This is a genomic window from Caballeronia sp. LZ065, assembly GCF_031450975.1.
GTDB lineage: Bacteria > Pseudomonadota > Gammaproteobacteria > Burkholderiales > Burkholderiaceae > Caballeronia.
In genome coordinates, this window is sequence record NZ_JARUXV010000044.1 from 1 (window position 1) to 21,609 (window position 21,609).

20 protein-coding genes are annotated in these 21,609 nt (G+C 62.7%); 9 read left to right on the forward strand and 11 right to left on the reverse strand.

Features of this window, described 5'->3' with window-relative positions; translation table 11 throughout:
* Window positions 1-139: 139 nt before the first annotated feature.
* Genes QCE63_RS35570 through QCE63_RS35585 form a run of 4 tightly spaced genes read right to left on the reverse strand, consistent with a single transcriptional unit; the run spans window position 140 to window position 5,224 of the window.
* Entirely contained in the window at window positions 140-646 is a 507-nt protein-coding gene (locus QCE63_RS35570) for a 2Fe-2S iron-sulfur cluster-binding protein (protein ID WP_309839960.1), read from the reverse strand.
* A complete protein-coding gene (locus QCE63_RS35575) occupies window positions 634-1,500 on the reverse strand; it encodes an FAD binding domain-containing protein (RefSeq protein WP_309839961.1) in 867 nt (288 codons plus the stop codon). The genes QCE63_RS35570 and QCE63_RS35575 overlap by 13 nt, the downstream gene beginning before the upstream one ends.
* A complete protein-coding gene (locus QCE63_RS35580; RefSeq protein ID WP_309839963.1) occupies window positions 1,497-3,884 on the reverse strand; it encodes a xanthine dehydrogenase family protein molybdopterin-binding subunit in 2,388 nt (795 codons plus the stop codon). The genes QCE63_RS35575 and QCE63_RS35580 overlap by 4 nt, the downstream gene beginning before the upstream one ends.
* Window positions 3,885-3,916: 32 nt before the next feature.
* The gene (locus tag QCE63_RS35585; protein WP_309839965.1) at window positions 3,917-5,224 is read right to left on the reverse strand and encodes an MFS transporter; all 1,308 of its coding nucleotides are present in this window, start codon (window positions 5,222-5,224) and stop codon (window positions 3,917-3,919) included.
* Window positions 5,225-5,606: 382 nt separating this feature from the next.
* Here QCE63_RS35585 and QCE63_RS35590 point away from each other — a divergent pair, with 382 nt between their 5' ends.
* From QCE63_RS35590 to QCE63_RS35615, 6 genes are all read left to right on the forward strand, one after another.
* The gene (locus tag QCE63_RS35590; protein ID WP_309839967.1) at window positions 5,607-6,371 is read left to right on the forward strand and encodes an enoyl-CoA hydratase/isomerase family protein; all 765 of its coding nucleotides are present in this window, start codon (window positions 5,607-5,609) and stop codon (window positions 6,369-6,371) included.
* Between the two features lie 52 nt (window positions 6,372-6,423).
* The gene (locus QCE63_RS35595; RefSeq protein ID WP_309839969.1) at window positions 6,424-7,335 is read left to right on the forward strand and encodes an SMP-30/gluconolactonase/LRE family protein; all 912 of its coding nucleotides are present in this window, start codon (window positions 6,424-6,426) and stop codon (window positions 7,333-7,335) included.
* A gap of 94 nt (window positions 7,336-7,429) precedes the next feature.
* The gene (locus QCE63_RS35600; RefSeq protein WP_309839970.1) at window positions 7,430-8,116 is read left to right on the forward strand and encodes a TetR/AcrR family transcriptional regulator; all 687 of its coding nucleotides are present in this window, start codon (window positions 7,430-7,432) and stop codon (window positions 8,114-8,116) included.
* Between the two features lie 86 nt (window positions 8,117-8,202).
* Window positions 8,203-8,712 carry a VOC family protein gene (locus QCE63_RS35605; RefSeq protein WP_309839972.1) on the forward strand — a complete coding sequence of 170 codons (510 nt, stop codon included), beginning with the start codon at window positions 8,203-8,205 and terminating at the stop codon, window positions 8,710-8,712.
* A gap of 154 nt (window positions 8,713-8,866) precedes the next feature.
* Complete coding sequence (locus QCE63_RS35610; RefSeq protein WP_309839974.1) at window positions 8,867-10,210, forward strand: LLM class flavin-dependent oxidoreductase; 1,344 nt, start codon at window positions 8,867-8,869, stop codon at window positions 10,208-10,210.
* A 70-nt stretch (window positions 10,211-10,280) separates the two neighbouring features.
* Entirely contained in the window at window positions 10,281-10,964 is a 684-nt protein-coding gene (locus tag QCE63_RS35615) for a TetR family transcriptional regulator C-terminal domain-containing protein (protein WP_309839976.1), read from the forward strand.
* Between the two features lie 27 nt (window positions 10,965-10,991).
* On the opposite strand, the gene QCE63_RS35620 is transcribed toward QCE63_RS35615, so the two are convergent.
* Both QCE63_RS35620 and QCE63_RS35625 read right to left on the reverse strand, forming a co-directional pair.
* Window positions 10,992-11,609, reverse strand: coding sequence for a TetR family transcriptional regulator C-terminal domain-containing protein (locus QCE63_RS35620; protein WP_309839979.1), 618 nt, complete (start codon window positions 11,607-11,609; stop codon window positions 10,992-10,994).
* Between the two features lie 77 nt (window positions 11,610-11,686).
* Window positions 11,687-13,033 (reverse strand): LLM class flavin-dependent oxidoreductase, encoded by a 1,347-nt coding sequence (locus QCE63_RS35625; RefSeq protein ID WP_309839981.1) that lies wholly within the window; start codon window positions 13,031-13,033, stop codon window positions 11,687-11,689.
* 165 nt (window positions 13,034-13,198) lie between these two features.
* Between QCE63_RS35625 and QCE63_RS35630 the strand changes: the two genes are divergently transcribed.
* The 3 genes from QCE63_RS35630 to QCE63_RS35640 are packed head-to-tail and all read left to right on the forward strand — an operon-like array spanning window position 13,199 to window position 16,001.
* Window positions 13,199-14,311, forward strand: coding sequence for an extracellular solute-binding protein (locus tag QCE63_RS35630; RefSeq protein ID WP_309839983.1), 1,113 nt, complete (start codon window positions 13,199-13,201; stop codon window positions 14,309-14,311).
* Window positions 14,312-14,364: 53 nt separating this feature from the next.
* Window positions 14,365-14,862 (forward strand): 6,7-dimethyl-8-ribityllumazine synthase, encoded by a 498-nt coding sequence (locus QCE63_RS35635; protein ID WP_309839985.1) that lies wholly within the window; start codon window positions 14,365-14,367, stop codon window positions 14,860-14,862.
* Window positions 14,859-16,001: an ABC transporter substrate-binding protein gene (locus tag QCE63_RS35640; RefSeq protein WP_309839987.1), complete on the forward strand. Its 1,143-nt coding sequence runs from the start codon at window positions 14,859-14,861 to the stop codon at window positions 15,999-16,001. The genes QCE63_RS35635 and QCE63_RS35640 overlap by 4 nt, the downstream gene beginning before the upstream one ends.
* 6 nt (window positions 16,002-16,007) lie before the next feature.
* Here QCE63_RS35640 and QCE63_RS35645 read toward each other — a convergent pair whose 3' ends face one another.
* The 5 genes from QCE63_RS35645 to QCE63_RS35665 are packed head-to-tail and all read right to left on the reverse strand — an operon-like array spanning window position 16,008 to window position 21,407.
* Window positions 16,008-17,339, reverse strand: a complete 1,332-nt coding sequence (locus tag QCE63_RS35645) for an NtaA/DmoA family FMN-dependent monooxygenase (RefSeq protein WP_309839989.1) — start codon at window positions 17,337-17,339, stop codon at window positions 16,008-16,010.
* Between the two features lie 23 nt (window positions 17,340-17,362).
* Entirely contained in the window at window positions 17,363-18,550 is a 1,188-nt protein-coding gene (locus QCE63_RS35650) for an ABC transporter ATP-binding protein (RefSeq protein ID WP_309839990.1), read from the reverse strand.
* Between the two features lie 36 nt (window positions 18,551-18,586).
* Window positions 18,587-19,426 (reverse strand): ABC transporter permease, encoded by an 840-nt coding sequence (locus QCE63_RS35655; protein WP_309839992.1) that lies wholly within the window; start codon window positions 19,424-19,426, stop codon window positions 18,587-18,589.
* Window positions 19,413-20,237, reverse strand: a complete 825-nt coding sequence (locus tag QCE63_RS35660) for an ABC transporter permease (protein WP_309839994.1) — start codon at window positions 20,235-20,237, stop codon at window positions 19,413-19,415. Before QCE63_RS35660 ends, QCE63_RS35655 begins: the two co-directional genes overlap by 14 nt.
* Before the next feature lie 33 nt (window positions 20,238-20,270).
* Window positions 20,271-21,407 carry an extracellular solute-binding protein gene (locus QCE63_RS35665; RefSeq protein WP_309839996.1) on the reverse strand — a complete coding sequence of 379 codons (1,137 nt, stop codon included), beginning with the start codon at window positions 21,405-21,407 and terminating at the stop codon, window positions 20,271-20,273.
* Window positions 21,408-21,609: the final 202 nt, after the last annotated feature.

Consider the following 21,609-nt stretch of genomic DNA (forward strand, 5'->3'; position numbering starts at 1 on the left):
CGAGATGAAGTTGTGTCATCGTGATAGCTCCAAGTCATTGCTATTCAATAGTACTCCTTATCGTCCATATAGGAGCGGGTTATGCAGAGGTTCCTTAACAGCCCCTTCAACGTCTTTTTGAAACCACCTCTTACATGAATCACCCCTCGCCAATCCCACCCATGCCCACCCATGCCGCCCCCAGCCCTTCCCCATGCGCCGCCCTGTAAATCGCATTGACGATATTCTCGTAACCCGTACATCGACACAAATTTCCGCTGATGCCACGTCGTATTTCATCGGGGCTCGGCAAAGGATTTCGCCTCAGCAACTCCGCCGCCGCGACAAGCATGCCGCTTGTGCAAAACCCACATTGAAACCCATTCTCGGCAATAAAGGCCTCCTGCAGCCGTTCGATACCTTCCAGGCCTTCAATCGTCCGTACATCGTTATCCGATATCGCCGCCGTGAGCACAAGGCAGGACTTCCTTACTTCGCCATCAAGCAACACCGTGCATGCACCGCAGTCACCCGTAAGGCACCCGACACGCGTGCCCTTCGCATCCATGACGTCACGAATCAACTCAACAAGCAGCGTTCGTGAATCCGCGCACACCGAGCGCCGCTCACCATTGAGCGTCAACCGTACCTCGATCATCTTTTCCATATCTTCGTTTCCGTGAGCAAATCGCGCAGATGCCGTTTCACGACGCCCGGCACGATGGCGCGGCGATACTCCGCGTCAGCAAGTTCATCGCTCCAGCCTTCGCCAATCAGAATCAGTGCGTTCGCTGCCGCCCGGTCGATAAACACCTCAGGCACCCATGCCTCGGGATCGATCACGAAGCTCACGAACGCCGGCCGACAACCCGCCCCTCCAACCGCGAGCCGCACGCTGACTTCTTCACTGCGATGCAGCGAGCATGCGACCGTGACGATCGGCCAGGAACTCGCGCTTGCCTTGTACTTCTGGTACCGGCACGCCACCAGCGTCGTATCACGCGGCAGGAGAATGTTCATCAGGAATTCGTCTTCGCGTCGTTCGGTGCGGAAGGCGTCGACGAAGAAGTCCCGTGCGGGAACACGACGCATGCCTTCCAACGAACGCAGTTCAAACAGTGCCTCCATCGCGGCAAGACAGCCCGGCGCGTCTGACGATGGATTCGCAAAGCTTGCTGCTCCACCCAATGTGCCCTGATTGAGGATTGAAGCGCCGCCGGTTATCTGCGCGGCCATCGCGGCAAGAAGCGGCGCGTGTTGAGTGACCACCGGCGAAGCAAGCAACTGTGCATAGGTCGCCATTGCGCCAATACGCATATAGCCGTCATCCAACACCACTTCATCCAGACCAAGCGAAGCCAGACTGATCAGATGCGCGCGTCGCACGAGATTCGCGGACATCGACGGCACCAGCATCGTACCGCCGCCGAGCACAGCCGCTTGCTCGCGATACGTGTTCATCAAAGCTGCGGCTTCGTCGAGATCACGAGGCCGGTGAAATTCGAACCGATGACCAATCACGCCCGCGACTCCTGCAGTGCCGCCATCACGCGGGCGGGCGTCGCGGGCACGTGCTGCAAGCACGCATCATCGCCCAAGGCATCCGCCACGGCATTGCTGACGGCCGCAAGCGCGCCGCCCAGTCCCGACTCCCCCGCGCCCTTCATGCCCAGCGGATGAAAAGGATTCGGCGTGACCCGATGTCCAACGCGAATCGGCGGCAGGTCGTTCGCTCGCGGCAACAGATAGCTTTTGAACCGATCCGTGATCATGCGATGCTGGCTGTCGAACTTGATCTGCTCCCACAACGCAACCCCGATGCCCATCACGATCGCCCCTCTCAACTGCCCTTCGACCAGCGCCGGATTGATCATTGCACCGCAATCGTGCACGACGGCGTAATCCAGCAGCTTGCTGTTCCCGGTCGCCATGTCGAGTTCCAGTGCCACGGCATGAACCGAGTACGAGAAGGTTGGATAAGTGGCGATACGGCCCTGTGCATCGGGTTCCACACGCACGTTCTTTGGCGCGAAACTGCACGTCACTTCGAGCGGCAGTGTCACGCCGGCCGCCACCGTGAAAGGTCGCAGATGAGCGCCCAGCGCCAGTTCGGCCACCGAGATCCTCTTGCCGTCCGCTTCGCGCCACGCGTGGCCGTCGCGCAGCACGATGTCCTGGGCCGCTCCGCCCAGCATGTTGGCCGCGCATTGCGCAAGCCGGCCGCGCAGTTCCCGCGCAGCGAGATACGCTGCCGTGCCGCCGTACATGAGTGCACGGCTGCTTGCGTTGCCAGTGCCCAGCGGCGTGACATCCGTATCGCCCTCAATGACCCTCACCTGTTCGGCTCGCAACCCCAGTTCGCCCGCGACCATCTGCGCGATGCCGGTATCACTGCCGCTGCCGGGCGACGTCACGCCCGTCAATACCTGGACATCGCCCGAAGGCATGATGCGCACCGTCGAGGTCTCGTAACCGTTGGGGAAGTTGCCGGGACGGGCGCCGCCTTCCGGCGTGAGCTCAAACGCAATGCCGACGCCAATACGCCATTCCGAAGCACGCGCAGCTTCCGCGCGCTTTCTCCAGCCTGAGAAATCGAACATCGTCTGCAGCTGCGCAAGACCGCCCGGATAATCGCCGCTGTCCACGTTCAGCCCGGACGGCAACAGACGCGGCAAGGCTTCGCGCGCAACCAGATTGCGCCGCCGCAACTCGAGCGGATCGATGCCGGTCTGACGCGCCAGCAGATCAATGGCCCGCTCCAGCACGAGATTGCCGATCTCCTTGCCGTAACCGCGAATGGCTTGCCAGGGCGGCTGATTGGTGATCGCGAGCGAGCACTCGACGTCGCAATGCTCGATCGTATAGACCGTCGGGAACACAGCCGGCGTCACGAGCGCCATCGCCCAGCTATGACCGGCGCCCATGATCCCCACGTCTACCAGAATCCGGTCGCGCCAGCCTGTCAGCCTGCCCTCTTCATCGGCGGCAATCTCGAAGCTGTGATGCTGCGAACGCGAGCCGGCAAGCAGCGTTTCACGCCGCTCCTCGACCCACGCTACCGGACGCCGCGTAAGACGGCTAAACAGCGCAACCAGTACTTCCTCGGGATGCCCCGCCATTTTCAGGCCGAACGTGCCGCCAATGCGCGGCGCGATCACGCGCACCTGAGACTCCTTCACGCGCAACGCCGTAGCCAGCAGCCATCGGCTCGTATGGGGATTCTGGAACGTGCCTGTCAACGCATAGCGCTCGGCGCGCGCATCCCATTGCGCGATGTAGCACAAGGTTTCCATCGGCGCGCTGGTCGAAGATCCGATCGTGATTTCGCCACGCGCTATATGCGCTGCCCGCGCAAACGCGGCATCGGCGTCACCGGAGCGGATGCGATCGCGCACCAGCAGATTGGTTTCCCAGCCGGGCTGGACAATCGGCGCATCAGCACGCAACGCATCGAGCGCGTTCGTGGTCGGCGCGCGCACTTCATACTCGACGCGGATCTTCGCGAGCGCCGCCTGTGCATCATGCACCGTGGTCGCGACGAGCGCCGCCACTGGCTGCCCAAAATAAGTCGCATGACCCAAGGCAAGACAGCGACTCTGCAAGGGACCGCGCGCCCCTTTCGCAGGCAGGTCCATCGCGGGCGGCATCGCATCGCTTATGCGGGCCGCCTCCTCGCCGATCAATCCTGCAACCACGCCCGGCATGGCGAGCGCTTCGGACAGGTCGATGGAAACGATCGTGGCGCACGCATGGGCGCTGCGCAATATGGCGAGATGCAGCGCGCCTGACGGGATGAGATCGGCGCTGTAGTCCACGCGTCCCGATACGAAACGCACGCCGTCGAGACGCGCCACGCTTTCCCCGAGCAAGCTTCCCGGCGATGCATCCTTGAAGTGATGTTCCATGTCTGTCACATGCCCTGCCGCAGATTGATCTGTCATTCGTGAATGCGGCGCGTACCGCGCATCGCAAGCATCCCGCATGCTCCGAGCGCAAGCAAGATCGTCATCAGATAGAGGCCGCTGTTTAACGAGCCACTCAGCGTCTTGAGCCAGCCCATCGCGAAGGGACTTGCGAAGCCGCCGAGCAGGCCAAGACTGTTGACGAACGCGATCGCCGCCGCAGCAGCGGCTGATCCCGCAAAGTAATCCGACGCCAGCGACCAGAGCAAGGGAATGGTCACGAACACGGTCGTCGATGCGATCGTCAGCAACACAATGGTCGTAGTCAGATCATGCGCCAGAAGCGGCAGCAGCGAAAGCGCGATCGCACCGGCGAACGCCGCGAGCGCACCATGCCAGCGACGCTCCAGTTTCCGGTCCGAATGGCGGCAGATCAGCACCATGCCGACCGCTGCGATGCCGTACGGAATCGCCGACAGCCAGCCAATGCGCTCCACGCTCGTCACGCCGGCGCTCTTCAGCACCGTCGGCAACCAGAAGCTCAACGCATAGGTGCCGCAGATGAAGGTGAAGTAGGCGAAGCTCATGAGGTACACCTTGGGGTCGCCGATCACCTGCCGCAACTTCCCGGCGTGTTCAGCGCCCGGCTCCTGGCCATCGACGCGCAACGCGCGGCGCAAGGTGTCGCGCTCAGGTTCGGTCAGCCATCTGGCGCGCCCGATGTCATCCGAGAGTGTGAACCATGTGACGGCGCCGAGCAGCACGGCCGGCGCCGCTTCGACAATGTATAGCCACTGCCAGCCCGCGAGTCCCGCGACGCCGCCGAGGTGCGACATCGCCCAACCCGACACCGGCCCGCCGATCATTCCAGCAATCGGAAAGCCTGTCATGAAGAGGCCGAGAATCTGCCCGCGACGGTGACGCGGAAACCATTGGCTCAGGTAGTAGACCACGCCCGGAAAGAAACCCGCCTCGAACACGCCGAGCAGGAAGCGCAGAAGATAGAACGCGGTGGGGCTCGAGACCGTCGCCATCGCGCAGCCGGTGATGCCCCACAGGACCATGATGCGCGTGATGGTCTTGCGCGCGCCAATGCGTTGCAGCAGCAGGTTGCTCGGCACCTCGAACAGAAAGTAGCCGATGAAGAAGATCCCGGCGCCCAGTCCGTACACCGCATCACTGAAGCCCAGCGCATCCTGCATCTGCAGTTTGGCGAAGCCGACATTGATCCGGTCGAGATAGGCAACCACGTAACACACGATCAGCAGCGGCACGAGCCGTAACGCCACCTTGAGATAGAGCGCACGATCCGCGTCGCCCGGGACCCTCGTTTCTGCAGGCATGTCTGCATGTAAAGCGGCTTTTCTCGACATGATGGCCCTCTCAGTAAAGATGGACCAAACGGGATTCAAACGACGGATAGCGATTCATCAACTGTCTCCTGGTCCTGCCGGCGCTCGATGTCGGCGGCGTGTGCTCTTGTCGGGGTGCGCCCGAAGGCGCTGGATCGTCCTGATCGAATTTCGAAAAAAACTGATCGATCGAACAGTCAGCACAGTAGCGGACGAGCCAACGTCCGGTCAACGACGATCTCGTTCGGTATTTCCCTTGTTGACTGATCGATCAGTCAGTAATAGGATTGGCGCCTGAAGAGTCTGTTCGGATATCGCCAGCGACACGCCGGCACGCACCGACGCCACATCCCAACGTTCAGAGGAACCAGCCGTGACCCAATTCAACGATTACGCAGACAAGTTCGAGACCATCCGCATGACGCGCACTGACGGCGTGCTGGAAATGCACTTCCACACGCACGGCGGCCCGCTCGTATGGAACCTGACCGCGCATCGCGAGTTCGAGCAGGCGTTTCTCGACGTGGGCCGCGATCGTGAAAACGACGTGGTGATCATGACCGGTACCGGCGACGCCTTCAGCGGCCCCCCGATCGCCCCGGGCATGCATCAGAACCGCAATTCGATGACGCCGACGATCTACGACCCGATCTACTGGGAAGCGAAGCATCTGCTCATCAATCTGCTCAACATCGAAGCGCCGGTGATCAGTATCCTGAACGGGCCCGCCGTACGGCATGCGGAGATCCCGTTGCTGGGCGATATCGTGCTGGCATCCGATACCGCGACCATCCAGGACACCGCGCACTTCCAGGGAGGCATGGTGCCCGGCGACGGCATGCACCTGATCATGCCGCTGCTGATGGGCCGCGCGCGCGGTCATTACTTCCTGCTCACGGGTCAGAACATCAGCGCGAGCGAGGCGCAGGAGATGGGTCTCGTGAACGAGGTCATGCCGGCCGCCGACCTGCTGCCGCGCGCCCGCGAACTCGCGCAGCTGATGCTCAGGCAGCCGCGTCTCGTGAGACGCTATACGCGCACCTGCCTGAACCAGGAACTGAAGGCGCGCCTGCATGACGTACTGGGCTACGGACTCGCGCTCGAAGGCCTCGCCCGCATGAAGGAACCGGCTGCCTGAGGCGGCGCTTCGCAGCTGCATCGCCATTCACACCGAATATCAAGGAGGCAACATGACTGTCAGCAGTATCACGAGACCTATCGACATGGTGGGTTCGGCTATCGACGTAGTCGATTCCACGCCCGACGTACTCGGCGAATCGATCATCTGGGACGAGAAAACGCAATTGCTCTGGTGGGTCGACGGCATCGGCCAGACCATCCATCGCCTCGACATTTCCAGCGGCGTCAAGAAAAGCTGGCCGATGCAGGAAGAAATCGGCAGCATTGGACTGCGCGCCAAAGGCGGCCTGCTGGTGGGCATGCGTTCCGGGTTCTATTTCTTCTCCCCTGAAACCGGCGAGCTGAGCGAGATCTCGCGCCCCGACGCCGAACGGCCGAAAAACCGCTTCAACGACGGCAAATGCGACCGGCACGGCCGCTACTGGTCGGGAACCGTGGAGGCCGCCGCCTATACCCCGCGCGGGCGCCTGTTCCGGCTCGACCCGGACCTGCAGCCGAAGCTGATCATGGAGGGCATCACCTGCATCAACGGCATCAGCTTCAGCCCGGACAACCGGCTGATGTACATGACTGATTCCTTCAGTTGCCAGATCGATGTGTTTGATTATGATTCGGTCGACGGCGCCATCTACAACCGCCGGAAGTTCGCGGAAGTACCGCTCGGACGCGGCATCTGCGACGGATCGACCGTCGATGCCGATGGCTGCTTCTGGAGCGCGAACATGGACGGCTGGTGCGTGACGCGCTACGACCCGCGCGGACGGATCGACATGGTCGTCAATCTGCCGGTGCGGCGCGTGAGCAGCTTGTGCTTCGGCGGACCGGATCTCGATACCTTGTTCATCACCACGGCGCGCCGCCGGATGAGCGAGAAGGAACTGGCGCAACAGCCGCTCGCGGGCAATGTGCTGGCGGTGCGGCCCGGCGTGAAGGGACTGCCGGAACCGGAGTTTCTCGGCTGACGACGCGCGGTGGCCCGACTTTGCCTTGTCGGGCCACGCAGGGTTCACGTTATACTGACTGATCGATCAAATAGCCTGGAGAGGTCGCCACGGAATGAGTACACAACGAGACAAGTCCGCGAAAGCCGCCAGTCCGGCTCAGGAGTCCGACCGCGGATCGGGCTCGCGCCTGTCGGCGATCCTGAATGCGGCCGAGCGGGTGTTCGGCGAGCACGGCTATGCCGGCGCGAGCATGCGCAACATCGCCGATGAAGCCGGAGTCGCCCAGGCACTCGTGCATTATCACTACGCGACCAAGGACAAGCTCTACGAGGCCGTCTTCGAGCGCCGCTCGTCGGCCATCAATCTGCATCGCGGCAAGCTCCTCGACGCGCTGTTCGCGTGCGAGCAGACCGTGACGGTCGAAGACGTACTGACGATCGCCTTCACGCCGCTGTCGGACATTTTTGACGGTGAAGAGGCTGCGAACCTTGCGCTGTATGTGCAACTGGTCGCTTCCGTCAGCCTCGGCAGCGATGAGCGTTCACGGCGCATTCGCGAGTCTTATTACGACCCGATCGCGGAACGGTTCATCGATGCACTGCATACGGTGTTGCCCGGTATTGCACGCGAACAGGCGGTATGGGCCTATCTGTTCTCAGTCGGGGCACGGCAACAAGCGCATGCGCTCAATGGCCGCGCGAAGCGCTTGGGTGCGCGGGACCGCGCGAAGAAGTCGACGGCTCATTACTCTGATCTCGTGCGTTTTGCGGCCGCCGGCATTCGTGAACTGGTACGTTAATGGCGCGGAAACGATGGACACCGGCAGGACCTCAGGCAAGACCTCAGGCAAGACCTCAGGCAAGGGGAAGGCGACGAAGACGCCGCGTGCTCGCAACGCGTCGGCATTGTCGAGCACTGAGCCAGGATCCGATTCAAAAAGAGCACGGTCGCATGGTGAATGACATGGGAGCGAATGCGCAAGCACAACGACTCGTCGAATTCGATAACGTCGCCATTTCCGTGACCGACATCGATCGTTCCGCGGAGTGGTATGCCCGCCTGTTCGGATTCCGTCGCGGATACTCGACTTATATCGAATCCTTGCATGCGAACTTTCAGATACTCGAACGGAGCGACATGCGGATCGAACTGCTTTCGCGCGCAACGACCGTTCGCAACCCCGATGCCGCTATTGTCCCTGGCCCGCATATCGACAAGACCGGCGCCAAGGCGGTCGTATTCCGCACATCCGACCTCGAAGCCGTGACATCGCACCTCGAGCGAGAGGGCGCGATCTTCGAATGGAAGTTGCAAGACCTGTCCGAGGATGGCTTGCGCGCGACGATGATCCGCGATCCCGACGGCACCATTATCAACATCCTGCAATATCCGTAAGCATCGGATCCTGATCAAGGCTGCATTCCACGCCCCTCTCCTATGCCTATAGATTTTGTTGGACATCCAACATATATTGGGCTACCTTTCTTCCTCATCGCCGCGTCGCCGTGGCGCGGTCACCCCCCGGTCCAACCCTTTTCCCGGAGTCGAAATGAAGCCCCGAGTCATGCATATTGGCGCCTTGCTGTCCCACGTCGGCATTCATCCGGCTGCGTGGCTGCATCCAGGCACGCCGCTCGGTGGCGAAGTGGACCTTTCGTTCTGGATCGATCTCGCCAGGATCGCCGAACAGGCCAGGCTCGACTTTATCTTTCGCGCCGATTCACCCGCCAGCCGCGATGGCGACATCGAAGCCATCACGCGCTATCCAGGCCATATCGCGGATCTCGAACCCGTCACGCTGATGTCCGCGCTCGCGGCAGTCACGAAGCACATCGGCCTTGCCAGCACGGCCTCGACGAGCTTTTATGAGCCTTATAACGTCGCCCGCCTGTTTGCCACGCTCGATCATCTGAGCGGCGGACGCGCGGGCTGGAACGTGGTCACGTCGTCGGCGCCGCTCGCCGCGCTCAACTTCAGTCGCAAGGATCATGAAGACCACGCGCGCCGATATGCGCGGGCGAATGAATTCGTCGATGTAGTGCTGGGTCTGTGGGATAGCTGGGACCAGGACGCGTTCATCCGCGATCGGGCAAACGGCCGCTTCTTCGATCCGTCGAAGCGTCGCGTGCTGGATCACAAGGGCGAGTTCTATCAGGTGCGCGGCCCGCTCGACGTACCGCGCAGCCCGCAGGGCCGGCCGATCGTGATCAATGCCGGAGGCTCGGAGGCCGGCATGGAAATGGCCGCCCGCACCGCCGACGTCGTCTTCAGCGTGGACCGCAATATCGACAAGGCGAAGGCGTTCTATGCCGATCTCAAGGGCCGCATGGGCAAGTACGGCCGCCGTCCGGAAGAGCTGAAGATTCTCTGTGCGCTCAATCCTTTCGTCGGGGCCAGCGACGCCGAAGGCCAGGAAAAGCTGGACTTGCTACAGTCGATGATTCATCCGGCCGTCGGCCGCGAGATTCTGTCCGTGGACCTGGGCGGCATCGACTTGCGCGATCTGCCGCTCGACGAACCCATTCCCGAATCGGTGCTGCCGCCTTCGAGCAATGCCACCAAGTCCTACTTCGACAACATGGTTTGGGCCATCCGCGAACAGGGGCTGACCGTGAGGCAGCTGTACCTGGCCTGCGCCGCCTCGCGAGGCGGCATGAATGCGATAGCCGGCTCGGGCGAAACCATTGCCAACCGCATGGCGCAATGGTTCAACGAGGGCGCGGCAGACGGCTTCATGGTTCGCGTTTCGCATCTGCCCGGGGGGCTGGCGGACTTCGCCCGTCATGTGTTGCCCGTGCTGCAGGAGCGCAAGCTGTTCCGCACCGAGTATTCCGGTCCGACGCTACGCGACCAGCTGGGTCTCGCGGAGCCGGCGCGGCATCGCGTGTCGTGAGCCGTTCGAGGCTGACTTACAATACGTGAACGTCGAGTCGTGAAATGATCTGAACGGGAGACCAGCACCCATGGCGACACCTCTTTCGTCTGCCCGCAAGAAGCGCGGACCTTCGCGGATCGCCATCGAACGGCGGCGCGACCTGATCGAAGCGGCAATACGCGACATTGCACGAAATGGCTACGCCACCGTCACCGTGGCCTCGATCTGCGCGGAGGCCGGTTTCTCGCGAGGCCTGATCGGCCATTACTTCACCAACAAGGAAGAGCTGCTGCTCGAGGCCGTGAAGACCGTCGCCACCGAGCTGGGAAGCGCCATCCGCGACGCTGCCAATGCCGCCAAGCCGGACCCCGCCCAGATGCTGCATGCGCTGATCCACGCCAGCTTCACACCGCCCGGACTTACAGATGAAAAGATCGCCGTTTGGGTATCGCTCGCGAGTTCGGCACGCTGGTCCGAGCAACTGGCGAAGATCTATCGGGAAATCTGGGTGGACTATCGCTCCGGCGTGGGCCGCCTCTTCGCGCGCGCAGCGGAGGCGCGCGGCGTCGCCATCAATGCGTCGCATGTCGCGCTCGCCTTTTCGCAGCTGGTGGAAGGACTGTGGATCGGACTGGCCGCCAATCGCAGCAGCATCAACGCGAACGATGCCGAGCATTGCTGTCATCACTACGTCGATCTGATTCTCGACGCGAAGACGCAATCTCCCGCAAACGCACCACCGGCCCCGCGCAAGCGCCGCGCGCTGGCCTGACGACCGGCGGCGTCACTACGTCCGGCGTTACGGCTGCTTGAAGATGGCGTCGAGGTAAGTCAGGCAGGCCGACTCGGCACGCTGCCGGCTGATTTCAGTGGAATCGGCAACCCAGCCCACCCATAGACCTTCGATCAAATGCGTGAAGGTGAGCGCGGCCAGCCTCGCGTCGAGCGCGATGCCGCGTGTCTGCGCGGCGCGCTCGAACAAGCGTGCGAGCGCCTCGCGATACCCTGTCCATAGCTCGTGATAGAGCTGCGTCAGTTCGGGCGACCAGCCCGCGTTGCCGGCCAGTGCAGCCCACACGCAGGCATGGGCTTCGGTAAAGGCCGGCTTGCCGAAGCTCGCACGCGCCGTGGCATACAGGCGCGCGACGGCGTCTTCACCCGCCGCTGATACCGCCTTGCGAGTACTTGCGCCGATCTCCGCGGCGACCGTCTTCACCGCTTCCAGAAGCAACTGATCCTTGCCCTTGAAGTAGTGGCCAATCAAGCCACGCGAGATGCCCGCAGTCTCACTGATGGTATCGACGGTGACGTCGTTGTAGCCGATCTCGCCGATGGACACAATGGCCGCGTCGATCAGTTTGCGCTTGCGCGCCTCGGGGTCGCGCGAGCGCGTACCTTCCGCGGGTTTGACACTCATTCGATTTCTCCCACTACTGGACAACGCACAGGCTGCGCGGCCCATGTTCCAGGCAGCGTCAGATATTAGCAGATGCCTCAGGCCGCACCGCGCCGCTGCTGGACGCGCGGACGTGGCAGACCCAGATGTTCGCGCAGCGTCGAGCCGCTGTAGCCGGCCCTGAAAAGACCGCGCCGGCGCAACTCCGGAATGACCAGCGTGACGAAGTCCTGAAGACCATCCGGCAGCGACGACATGCCCAGCATGAAGCCGTCGCACGCGCCCTGCCCGAACCATTCCTGCATCTCGTCGGCGATCTCCTCCGCCGTGCCCACGATGAACTTGCCGCCGCGCGCCACCGCATATTTTTCGTAGAGTGTGCGCAGCGTGAGCGTGCCCTCTTCGGACATCGCGCGAATGTACTCGAGATAACTCTTGCCGCCTTCCGTCGATGCAGGAATGCGGTCGAGCGGCAAAGGGGCATCGACGGACAGGTCGGACAGATCGATGTTGTCCAGGTCGATCGCAAGAATCTCCCGTCCGACATCGGGATGCAGCTTCTCCTGCAAGCGCGCGAGCTTGTCCTCCGCTTCGCTTCGCGTGCGGCCCACGATGGGATTCAGCGCGCTCACGATCTTCAGGTCTTCACGCGAACGCCCGAAGGCCTCGAGGCGCCCTTTCAGGTCGGCATAGAAGCGTTGCGCACGTTCGAGCTCGGCTTCGGACGAGAAGACCAGTTCGGCCGTCTCGGCGGCCAGCGCCTTGCCGGCCTCCGAACCACCCGCCTGGACGATGACCGGATAACCTTGCGGCGGCCTCGCGATGTTCAGCGGACCGCGAACCGAGAAATGCTTGCCTGTGTGATCGAGGCGACGCAACCTGGCCGGATCGAAGAACGTCGAGGTCGCGCGGTCGTACACGAACGCATCGTCATCCCAGCTATCCCACAGACCCTTCACCACTTCGATGAATTCCTTCGCCCGTTCATAACGCGCCGCGTGACCGGCGCGCGCATCGGCGCCGAAATTCAGCGCCGCGGCCGCCTGCGAGGTCGTCACAACATTCCATGCCGCGCGGCCGCGGCTCAGATGATCGATCGAGGCGAACTGGCGCGCCAGATTGTAGGGCTCGTAAAAGCCGGTCGACACCGTGGCCGCCAGACCAATGCGGCTCGTAGTCGCCGAGAGCGCCGCCAGCAACGTGACCGGCTCGAACTGGTTGGCGTACAGCGGCCACTTGCTGATCGCATGGAGGTTGCCATTGCGGATCGCTGGCACGTCCGCGAAGAAAACGAAGTCGAGCGCACCGGACTCCGCCGTCCGGGCCACGTCGATGTAATGACCGATATCGTTCTCGGCTCCATCCGGAGCATCGGCCACCAGCCACGCCGCCGGATGATTGCCATAGGGCTGGATCAACACGCCTATCTTCATCTCTGTCTTCATCAATTCGCCTCCGGGTTAGCCTCGGTGATCGACACGCACCGCATCGCTTGCGTTATTTTTTTGTTGAACGTATAACAAGATTAACACGGACAAAAAGACTGTCAACAACCGGCGAGGCGGCGGATACGAACCGGACCGCTCTTTCGTCGCACAGGAGGATGTCTTATGAACGCAAGGTCCAGACGGGTTCCACTGTCTGAAGCGGCATCGTCGATGCGGCGCAAGATTCTGAAAGCCGCGAGCGCCGGCACGCTGCTGTCCGGTTTGTCGAGTCTGGCGCCGCGTGCGTCGGCACAACAGAAGACGCTCAATATCGCGTCCTACGGCGGCAGCTACAACGATGCCCTGAGAAAGGCCTGGCTCGATCCGTTCGAGCGCGAGACCGGCATCAAGGTCAATCTCGGCGTCAATGCAAGCCTGTCGCTCGCGAAGTTGCAGACCATGAATCCGAACGGCGCGGAATGGGACATCGTCGATCTCACGGCGACTGAATACAGCATTGCACAGGGGCAGAACGTCCTTGTTCCGCTCGATCCGAAACTCGTCGACACGAGCAGGATGCTGCCGGACTATGTCGCCAGCCACGGTTTCTGCTATGCGCTCTATATCTGGGGCATGGCGTGGGACCGTCGCAAGATCCCGGACGCGAGCGCGCCCAGGTCATGGGTGGAGTTCTGGGACACGAAGCGCTACCCCGGCAAGCGCTCCCTGCTGGCCGTGAACAACGACGGCGCGTCCATGGAGGCTGCGTTGCTGGCGGACGGCGTACCGGAATCGAAGCTCTATCCGCTCGACGTGCAGCGCGCCTTTCGCAGTTTCGACAAACTCGGACGCGAGAATATCGTGTGGGCCAATGGCAATCAGGAGCCGGTTCAGCGCCTGACCTCCGGCGAATGCTCGCTGGCAGGCATGTACGTCGGGCGGGCGATCATGGCCAATCGCGCCGGCGCGCAGATCGGGTTTTCATTGACGCAATCGAATGTCGGCATGGACTATCTCGGCGTGATCCGCAATGCGCGCAACAAGCCCGAAGCCTTCGCGCTGCTCAATTACATTGCAACGCATCCGGAGCGCGCGGCCGAATTCACTGCCATTACGTCTTATCCGGTGCCGATCAAAGGCCTTGCCTCGCTCTTGCCGCCGAACGCAGCCGACGTCAAGGCGGTCCTGCTCGACGACCCGATGGTCCGCGCCAAGGTGCATTTCAAGGACACGAAATGGTGGGTGGATAACCTGCCTCAGGTCGCTGCGGCGTTCAAGCAGTGGCAGCTCATCTGACGGAAAAGCGTTTCTCGTTTCCACTCAAGTCTCAATCACACGGTCTGACAGGCATGACCCACACCTCATCGATCACTTCACGACGCCGCCGCATCGCTTTCGTTCAGGCTTGCTGGCATCGCGACATCGTCGACAACTGCAAGGCGGCCTTCCTCTCGACCATGCTGGAACTAGGCTATCGGGCCGATGACCTGCAATGCTTCGAAGTCCCCGGCGTGTTCGAGATACCGCTCTGTCTCAAGCGACTCATCGCAAGCGAGGAATTCGATGCCGTGGTCGCGGCGGGGTTGATCGTCGATGGCGGAATCTACCGGCATGAATTCGTGTCAACCGCCGTGATCGACAGCCTCATGCAGCTTCAGTTGCAGACCGGCACGCCGGTCATTTCCACCGTGCTCACGCCGCAGCACTTTCATGAAAGCGAGGTGCACCACGCCTTCTTCCTCGAACATTTCAAGGTCAAGGGACGTGAAGCCGCACATGCCTGTCACCAGACCCTGGACACGCTGCAACGCGTCGAGGCTTCCCTGACCCAGAGAGGAACACGATGAACCTCAAGACCTGCGTAACCGCGTCCTTCCTGATTTTCACGCAGGCTTGCCTGGCTCAGGTCAAGGTCGGCGTCACGGTGAGCTCCACCGGCCCCGCGGCCTCTCTGGGCATTCCGGAAAAGCAGACCCTCTTGCTGATGCCGGCGAAGATCGGCGCTTACGACGTCGAATACATCGTGCTCGACGACGCGTCGGACGCGACCACGGGTCGCAAGAACGTCCTGCGCTTCACCACGCAGGATCACGTCGATGTGATCATCGGCTCGTCGACCACGCCCGCAACGCTCGCCAACATCGAAGTTGCCGGCGCATCGAAGACGCCGATGATCAGCCTGGGCGCGGGCTCCAGCATCATCGAGCCGATGGACCCCAACCGGCGCTGGGTCTTCAAGACCCCGTACAACGACAAGACGACCGCGAACGCCACCGTTCGCGACATGCAGCGGAAGCACATCAGGACGGTGGCCTTCATCGGCGCGGACGACGGTTATGGCGAAAGTTGGCTGAAGGAACTGAAGGCCGCGACGGGCCCGGCCGGCATCACGTTGGTGGCGCAGGAGCGCTTCTCTCCACGCGATCCTTCGGTCGTCGCACAGGTGCTCAAGGTGATCGCCGCGAAGCCCGATGCGGTCCTGATCGCCGCGTCTGGCACGCCTTCCGCGACACCGCAGATCGAGCTTCGCGACAAGGGCTACAAGGGTCCCGTCTATCAGACGACCGGCGTGCTCAACGAGGATTTCATCCGCGTCGGCGGCAAGGCCGTCAACGGCACGCTGGTCGCCGGCGCGCCGGTGACCGTGGCGGCCGAACTGCCGGACTCGCATCCGGCCCGGCAGCCGGCCATGGCGTTGACTGCCCTGTGGAAAGGCAAGTTCGGCACGGACAAGGTGAACGCATTCGCCGGGTATGCCTGGGACGCGTATCTCGAACTCAACGCCGCGATTCCGGTCGCGGGCAAGACCGCGCGGCCGGGTACGCCGGAATTCCGGATCGCGTTGCGCGATGCGCTGGAAGGGATCCGCAACGTGGCGACGACCAACGGACTCGTCACGATGTCGGCGTCGGACCATAACGGCTATGGCCCCGACGCACCGTCCATGCTGACGGTGCAGGACGGCAAGTGGGTACTCGCGAAGTAGGTCTGGCTAGCCGACTTCCCCGTCCCACGCTTTGGGGCGGGGCAGATGCAGATGGCCCCGCAAGGTGTCCGCTTCATACGCGCGCCTTGCATAGCCTTTCTCCTGCAACGCTGGAACAAGGTGCGTGCAGATGGCATCGACGGAATCCGGGAAGGTCGGCGCATTGAGGCTGAAGCCATCGCAAGCGTGGGCCTCGAACCACGAGATCATCTGTTCCGCGACCGCTTCCGCCGACCCGCAGATCAGCAGATGGCCCATCGCGCTGCTGAAGTTGATCAGCAGATCGCGCAGCGTGCTGCCCGGCTGGCTTGCCACGGTCCTGTAGGCAAGGATGCGCGGCCCCGACGGATGCGTGCGCCATACGTCGAAGCGTTCCGCGGGCACGGGTTGATCGAGTGCGAGGCCGTCAAGCGATACCGAGAACATCGCGCGGAAACGCTCCCGCAAGTCCTGGAAATCCATGGATGCGATGATCGATTCGAACAGATCGCGCGCTTCGGCATCCGTGCGGCCAACGTAGGGAATGAGGCCCGGCAGGATCTTCACGTGATCCGGGTCCCGTCCGAAGCGGACGACGCGTTCCTTCTGCTCACGGTAATACTGGACGGCCTGGTCCTTGTCCGGCTGGGTGGTATAGATGATGTCCGCGAATTCAGCGCCGAAGTTCAGACCTTCGGCGGATTGACCCGCCTGAACCAGTACCGGATGACCTTGTGGGGAACGCGGTATGTTCACCACGCCTTTGGCCTTGAAGAACTCACCCGCGTAGTCGAGCGGCCTCACTTTGTCCCGCCGCAACCAGTGGCCGCCTGATTTGTCGTTGATGACGGCGTGATCGCTCCAGGCAGACCAGAGCTCGCGCACGAGGCCGACGAACTCGGCCGCGCGCCGGTAACGGTCCGCTTTCGCCGGCAGCGCGATGCCATGCGCGTCCGCGCCGAACGTGGAGGTCACGATGTTCCAGCCCACCCGTCCTCCGCTCAGCAGGTCGAGCGCGGCAAGCTGCCGTGCAATCGTGAAAGGCTGATTGAAGGTCGTCGAAAGCGTTCCGATGATCCCGATCCGCTCCGTCACCGCGGCGAGCGCACCCATCGTCGAGATGGATTCATACGGGCTGCCCAGCGCGAGATCGCCGTCCAGCAGGAAATCCGCGCCCGGAATATCCGCGACGAACACGGAATCGAGCTTCGCCGCTTCGTAGCGCTGCGCGATGGCCTTCACGATGCCCACCGTACCGATCTCTCCGGACCGGCTCGTGGGCAAGCGCCAGGCACGCGCGTCGTAGCCGCCCGGCGCGAGAAACCCGCTCAACACCATGTTCGATCGACGCCCTCTCATGATTTCCTCGCCCTGATTGTGTTCTAGACCGCTTCGCGCAACTGCACGCTCATGTCGTGCGTTTCACGACCGCCACCCGCCACTTGCATGTCGCCCGGTTCGACATCCACGCCGAGCACCTTCGCGTCTTCCCGGGACCAGCCAAGCCGGACAGCCGCGCCCTCCGCAAGCCTGCTGATGCGCTCGGATGCGTTGCCAACAATCGACGTGATCTCGACCCCTGATGCAACCGTGCAGACACGCACGAACTTGCCGAGGAACGCGACTTCGCGCACGACGGCATCCACCATGACATCGGCGTGTTGATCGGTGGCGAGCACGCTGATCTTTTCAGGGCGGATAGAAACGAACGTCTCGGGGTTGCGGCTCAGTTGCGCGCGCTCGACATCGGACGCGGCGGGAAAGGAGAATCCCGACGCGAGCGTCACGTTCACGGCGCCCGGCCCGGCCGTGTCCGCCACGCAGGACAGCAGGTTCGTCTCGCCAAAAAAGCTCGCGACGAACGGCGTGCGAGGCGACGCGTAGAGTTCCCGGGGCGTGCCGATCTGCACGATCTGCCCATGGTTCATCACCGCGATGCGGTCGGACATGGTCATCGCTTCTTCCTGGTCGTGCGTCACGAACAGGACCGATATGCCAAGCTTGCGTTGCAGGCTCTTGATCTCGTACTGCATGCGCTCGCGCATCGACTTGTCGAGTGCGCCGAGCGGCTCGTCGAGCAGCAAGGCATCCGGCTGGAACACCAGCGCGCGCGCCAGTGCCACCCGCTGTTGCTGTCCGCCGGACAGCTCGCGCGGACGCCTTTCCTCGAGGCCCGCAAGACCGACCTTCTCGAGCATTTCGAGCGCCATCGCGCGCCGCCGCGACTTCTCGACGCCCCGCATGCGCAGCGGGAATTCGACGTTCTGCCGCGCGCTGAGATGCGGAAACAGCGCATAGCCTTGGAACACGATGCCGAAGTTGCGATCCTTCGGCGCCCGTCGCACGACATCGACGCCGTCCACCTTGATCGCGCCCGAACTGGGCGACTCGAATCCGGCGACCATCATCAACGTCGATGTCTTGCCCGAGCCGCTCGGCCCGAGCAACGTGACGAACTCACCCGGTTCAATGGCGAGCGACACATCCTTCACCGCCTTGAAACTGCCGTACGCCTTCGAGACATTCTCCAGGGTGACGCGTTTGACCTGTGGCATTTCTGATCGAGACATGACTGAATCCGGAAACGAGAGTGAAGAGATCGGACATTAGCGCGGCACCGTCTTCGGCCGAGCGAGGCTCTGGTAGCCGTTGACGATCAACGCGACGAAACTGATGGCCAGCAAGACGGTGGACACGGCCGCGATCTTCGGCGTCAGATCGAATTGCAGCGCAGTGAACATTTGCACGGGCAAAGTCACGGCATTCGGCCCGGACAGGAACAGCGCAATGACCACTTCGTCAAAAGAGCCGATGAAGGCGAAGATCGCGCCGCCGACCATGCCCGTGCGAATGACGGGCCAGTAGACATCCACCAGCAGCGCGGTCGTCGTGCCGCCGAGACTGCGCGCCGCCCGATGCAGCGCCGGGTCGAGCCCGGCCAGCGAGGTCTGCACCGAGACGAACACATACGGCGTGACGACCACACTGTGCGCGAACGCAATCGACACCCAGTTCGAACCGAGATTCAGCGTCGACGAGAACAGATAGTCCGCGAGCGCGAGCACGACTACCGGCACGAGCAAGGGCAGCATGATCAGCGTGGAGAAGAAGCTCCTTGCAGGCACATCGTTGCGATGCAACGCCAGCGCCCCGCCGGTGCCGGCCGCCACCGCGATCACGGTGGCGAGCAGCGCCACCCTGAACGACGTCAGTGCCGAAGCCACCCATTGCGAATCGCGCAGCAGATCCACGAACGCGTGCCCGGACCAGCCGTCCGGCGGAAACATGAGGATCTCGCCGCTCGTCATCGACATTGGCACGATGATGAGGATCGGCCCCAGCAGGAAGACGAAGATCGGCACGCACGCGATCGACAGCAGCGCATGGCCCGAGAGCCCGACGCGCGGCGCCTTGAAGGCCGGCGCGTGCAGTTCAAATTTTTCCATACTGACCTTCCTTCGGAATGGAGTGATAGAGCGCGATGAGGAACGCCGTCGCAACCAGAATCACCAGGGCCAGCGCGGAAGCCATCGGAAAGTCGATGATCTGATGCGTGTAGAAATCGACCAGGTTCGCGACCATCATTTCGCGCGGGCTGCCGAGCAGCACCGGCGTGATGTAGAAGCCCAGGCAGATGATGAACACCAGCAGGCCGCCCGCATACAGGCCGGGCCGGGTCAGAGGCAACGTGACGGAAACCACCGTTCGCCAGCCCGGCGCACCGAGGCTCTTGGCGGCGCGGTACAGGCGCGGATCGATTGCGAGCATCGAGCTGTAGATGGGAAACACCGCGTACGGAATGACGTAATGCACCATGCCGATGACGACCGCCAGCCGCGTATGCAGCAGCGGCAGCGGATGCGAGACGATCCCGAGGTGCATCAGCGCGAGGTTGATGACGCCGTTGTCCTGCAGCAGTGCGGACCACGCGAAGTTCTTGATCAGCGCGGCCGTCCAGAACGGCAGCAGGATGGCCGCCATGATCCATGCCCGCGCACGCTCGCCCGACTGCGCGAGCAGCGCTGCGATGGCATAGGCGAGCAGCACGGCGGCAAGCGTCGTCTCGAGAGAAATCACCAGTGTGTTCTGCGCGATGCGCAGGAAAATCGGCGAAACGAACAGGTCCCCGAACGTGCCCAGGCCTCTCTTGAAACTCAACTGGGCAATCATGAGGATGGGCGTGGCCGCAGCCAGTCCGTAGAGGATCAGGACCGGCGTCAGCATCAGTGACTGGGTGAGGTTGAAACGTTGAGGCATGGCCAGATTCCCTTGGTCGGTTCGTGTCACTCGCTACGACAGCTGCCACGCCTTGAAGGCCGCGGCAACCTGGGGCAGATTGCTGGCCCAGTAATCGTCTTCCTCGTAGAACACCTTGGCGCGCACGTCAGGATTGCTCGGCAGCACGGCCTTGACATCCGCCGCACTGGCCGGCAGCAGCGCCTCGATTCCCCTGATCGGCACTGGATAGGACGTGATGGCCGTGAACTCCGCCGCGCGTTCGGGATGGGTCGCGATGTAGTTGAGCAGCGCGAAGGCTTCGGGCTTGTTGCGGGCATTGCGGATCACGCCGAGAAAGTCTCCCGCGACCGCCGCGCCGTCGAGCGTGAAACCGATGTTCGCGCCCGAGCGGTTCGCCATGATCGAGCGCCCCACGTACATGCCGGCGAGCACGCACTCGCCCGACGTGAGCCGCTGCACCGGCTCCTGATTGGTGGAAGCCCACACGATGTTGTTCCGGCCGAGCTTGTCGAGACTCTTGAAGGCGCGTTGAATATCGAGCGGATAGAGTTTCGACGGCAGCACGCCGTCCGCCTGCAACGCGGCTTCGAGCGCGTGCCCGTTCGTATTCACGGTGATCAGCGAACGCTTGCCGGGATACATTTGCGTGTTCCAGAAATCGGCCCATGACTTCGGCGCGGAAGCGTCGGGGATCTTGCGGCGATCCCAGGCCATGCCCCACACATACGCGGCATAGCCGAAGCCATGGCTCTTGACGTACTCGGGCAGCAGCCGGCTTGTATCGACCTGCTTCGGGTCCATCGGCAGAAGCATGTCCTGACGGGTCGCGATGCTGAACTCCGGGCCCGTCAAGTCAACGATGTCCCACTCGGCGCCATTCGGATTCATGGTTTGCAGCTTCGCCAGCGACAGGCTCGCGTTGACACCGAGATTCACCTTGATGCCGGTCTCCTTTTCGAACGGTTCAAGCCACGCCTTCTTCAATGCATCGCCGTAACTGCCGCCGTAGGACGCGATATTCAGCGTCCGGCTCTGCGCTGCCGCACTGCGGATCAACGCGCCCGACGTCGAGAGCACGAGCCCGGCCGCGGCGGCTTTCAGCACGCGACGGCGGGACGCCTGAGCGTCATTCATTTCATCGGTGAACTGCGTGCTGCTGTCTGCGGCATGGCGGGTCCGTCGGATCATTGGACAGTCTCCAGTTGGGCGACTCGAAGCAACGGGCACGTCTGCGCGTCAGCGCGCACCGTTGCAATGAAGTGGAAAGAAAACGCGTCGCTACTTGTTATACGTTCAGCAAGATAACGACACGCGGATTGCCGGCAATCCGGGCCTGGGCCCGGGGCGGCCCGGGGGCCGCCCCGCGGGCGCCCGCGGCGGGGGCGACGCC

Coding starts and splice junctions, on each gene's coding strand:
- QCE63_RS35665 (WP_309839996.1), bottom strand. CDS start 21,407: ATGATCCGACGGACCCGCCATGCCGCAGACAGCAGCACGCAGTTCACC.
- QCE63_RS35640 (WP_309839987.1), top strand. CDS start 14,859: ATGAACCTCAAGACCTGCGTAACCGCGTCCTTCCTGATTTTCACGCAG.
- QCE63_RS35635 (WP_309839985.1), top strand. CDS start 14,365: ATGACCCACACCTCATCGATCACTTCACGACGCCGCCGCATCGCTTTC.
- QCE63_RS35610 (WP_309839974.1), top strand. CDS start 8,867: ATGAAGCCCCGAGTCATGCATATTGGCGCCTTGCTGTCCCACGTCGGC.
- QCE63_RS35570 (WP_309839960.1), bottom strand. CDS start 646: ATGGAAAAGATGATCGAGGTACGGTTGACGCTCAATGGTGAGCGGCGC.
- QCE63_RS35645 (WP_309839989.1), bottom strand. CDS start 17,339: ATGAGAGGGCGTCGATCGAACATGGTGTTGAGCGGGTTTCTCGCGCCG.
- QCE63_RS35630 (WP_309839983.1), top strand. CDS start 13,199: ATGAACGCAAGGTCCAGACGGGTTCCACTGTCTGAAGCGGCATCGTCG.
- QCE63_RS35615 (WP_309839976.1), top strand. CDS start 10,281: ATGGCGACACCTCTTTCGTCTGCCCGCAAGAAGCGCGGACCTTCGCGG.
- QCE63_RS35580 (WP_309839963.1), bottom strand. CDS start 3,884: ATGGAACATCACTTCAAGGATGCATCGCCGGGAAGCTTGCTCGGGGAA.
- QCE63_RS35660 (WP_309839994.1), bottom strand. CDS start 20,237: ATGCCTCAACGTTTCAACCTCACCCAGTCACTGATGCTGACGCCGGTC.
- QCE63_RS35595 (WP_309839969.1), top strand. CDS start 6,424: ATGACTGTCAGCAGTATCACGAGACCTATCGACATGGTGGGTTCGGCT.
- QCE63_RS35655 (WP_309839992.1), bottom strand. CDS start 19,426: ATGGAAAAATTTGAACTGCACGCGCCGGCCTTCAAGGCGCCGCGCGTC.
- QCE63_RS35650 (WP_309839990.1), bottom strand. CDS start 18,550: ATGTCTCGATCAGAAATGCCACAGGTCAAACGCGTCACCCTGGAGAAT.
- QCE63_RS35585 (WP_309839965.1), bottom strand. CDS start 5,224: ATGCCTGCAGAAACGAGGGTCCCGGGCGACGCGGATCGTGCGCTCTAT.
- QCE63_RS35625 (WP_309839981.1), bottom strand. CDS start 13,033: ATGAAGACAGAGATGAAGATAGGCGTGTTGATCCAGCCCTATGGCAAT.
- QCE63_RS35620 (WP_309839979.1), bottom strand. CDS start 11,609: ATGAGTGTCAAACCCGCGGAAGGTACGCGCTCGCGCGACCCCGAGGCG.
- QCE63_RS35600 (WP_309839970.1), top strand. CDS start 7,430: ATGAGTACACAACGAGACAAGTCCGCGAAAGCCGCCAGTCCGGCTCAG.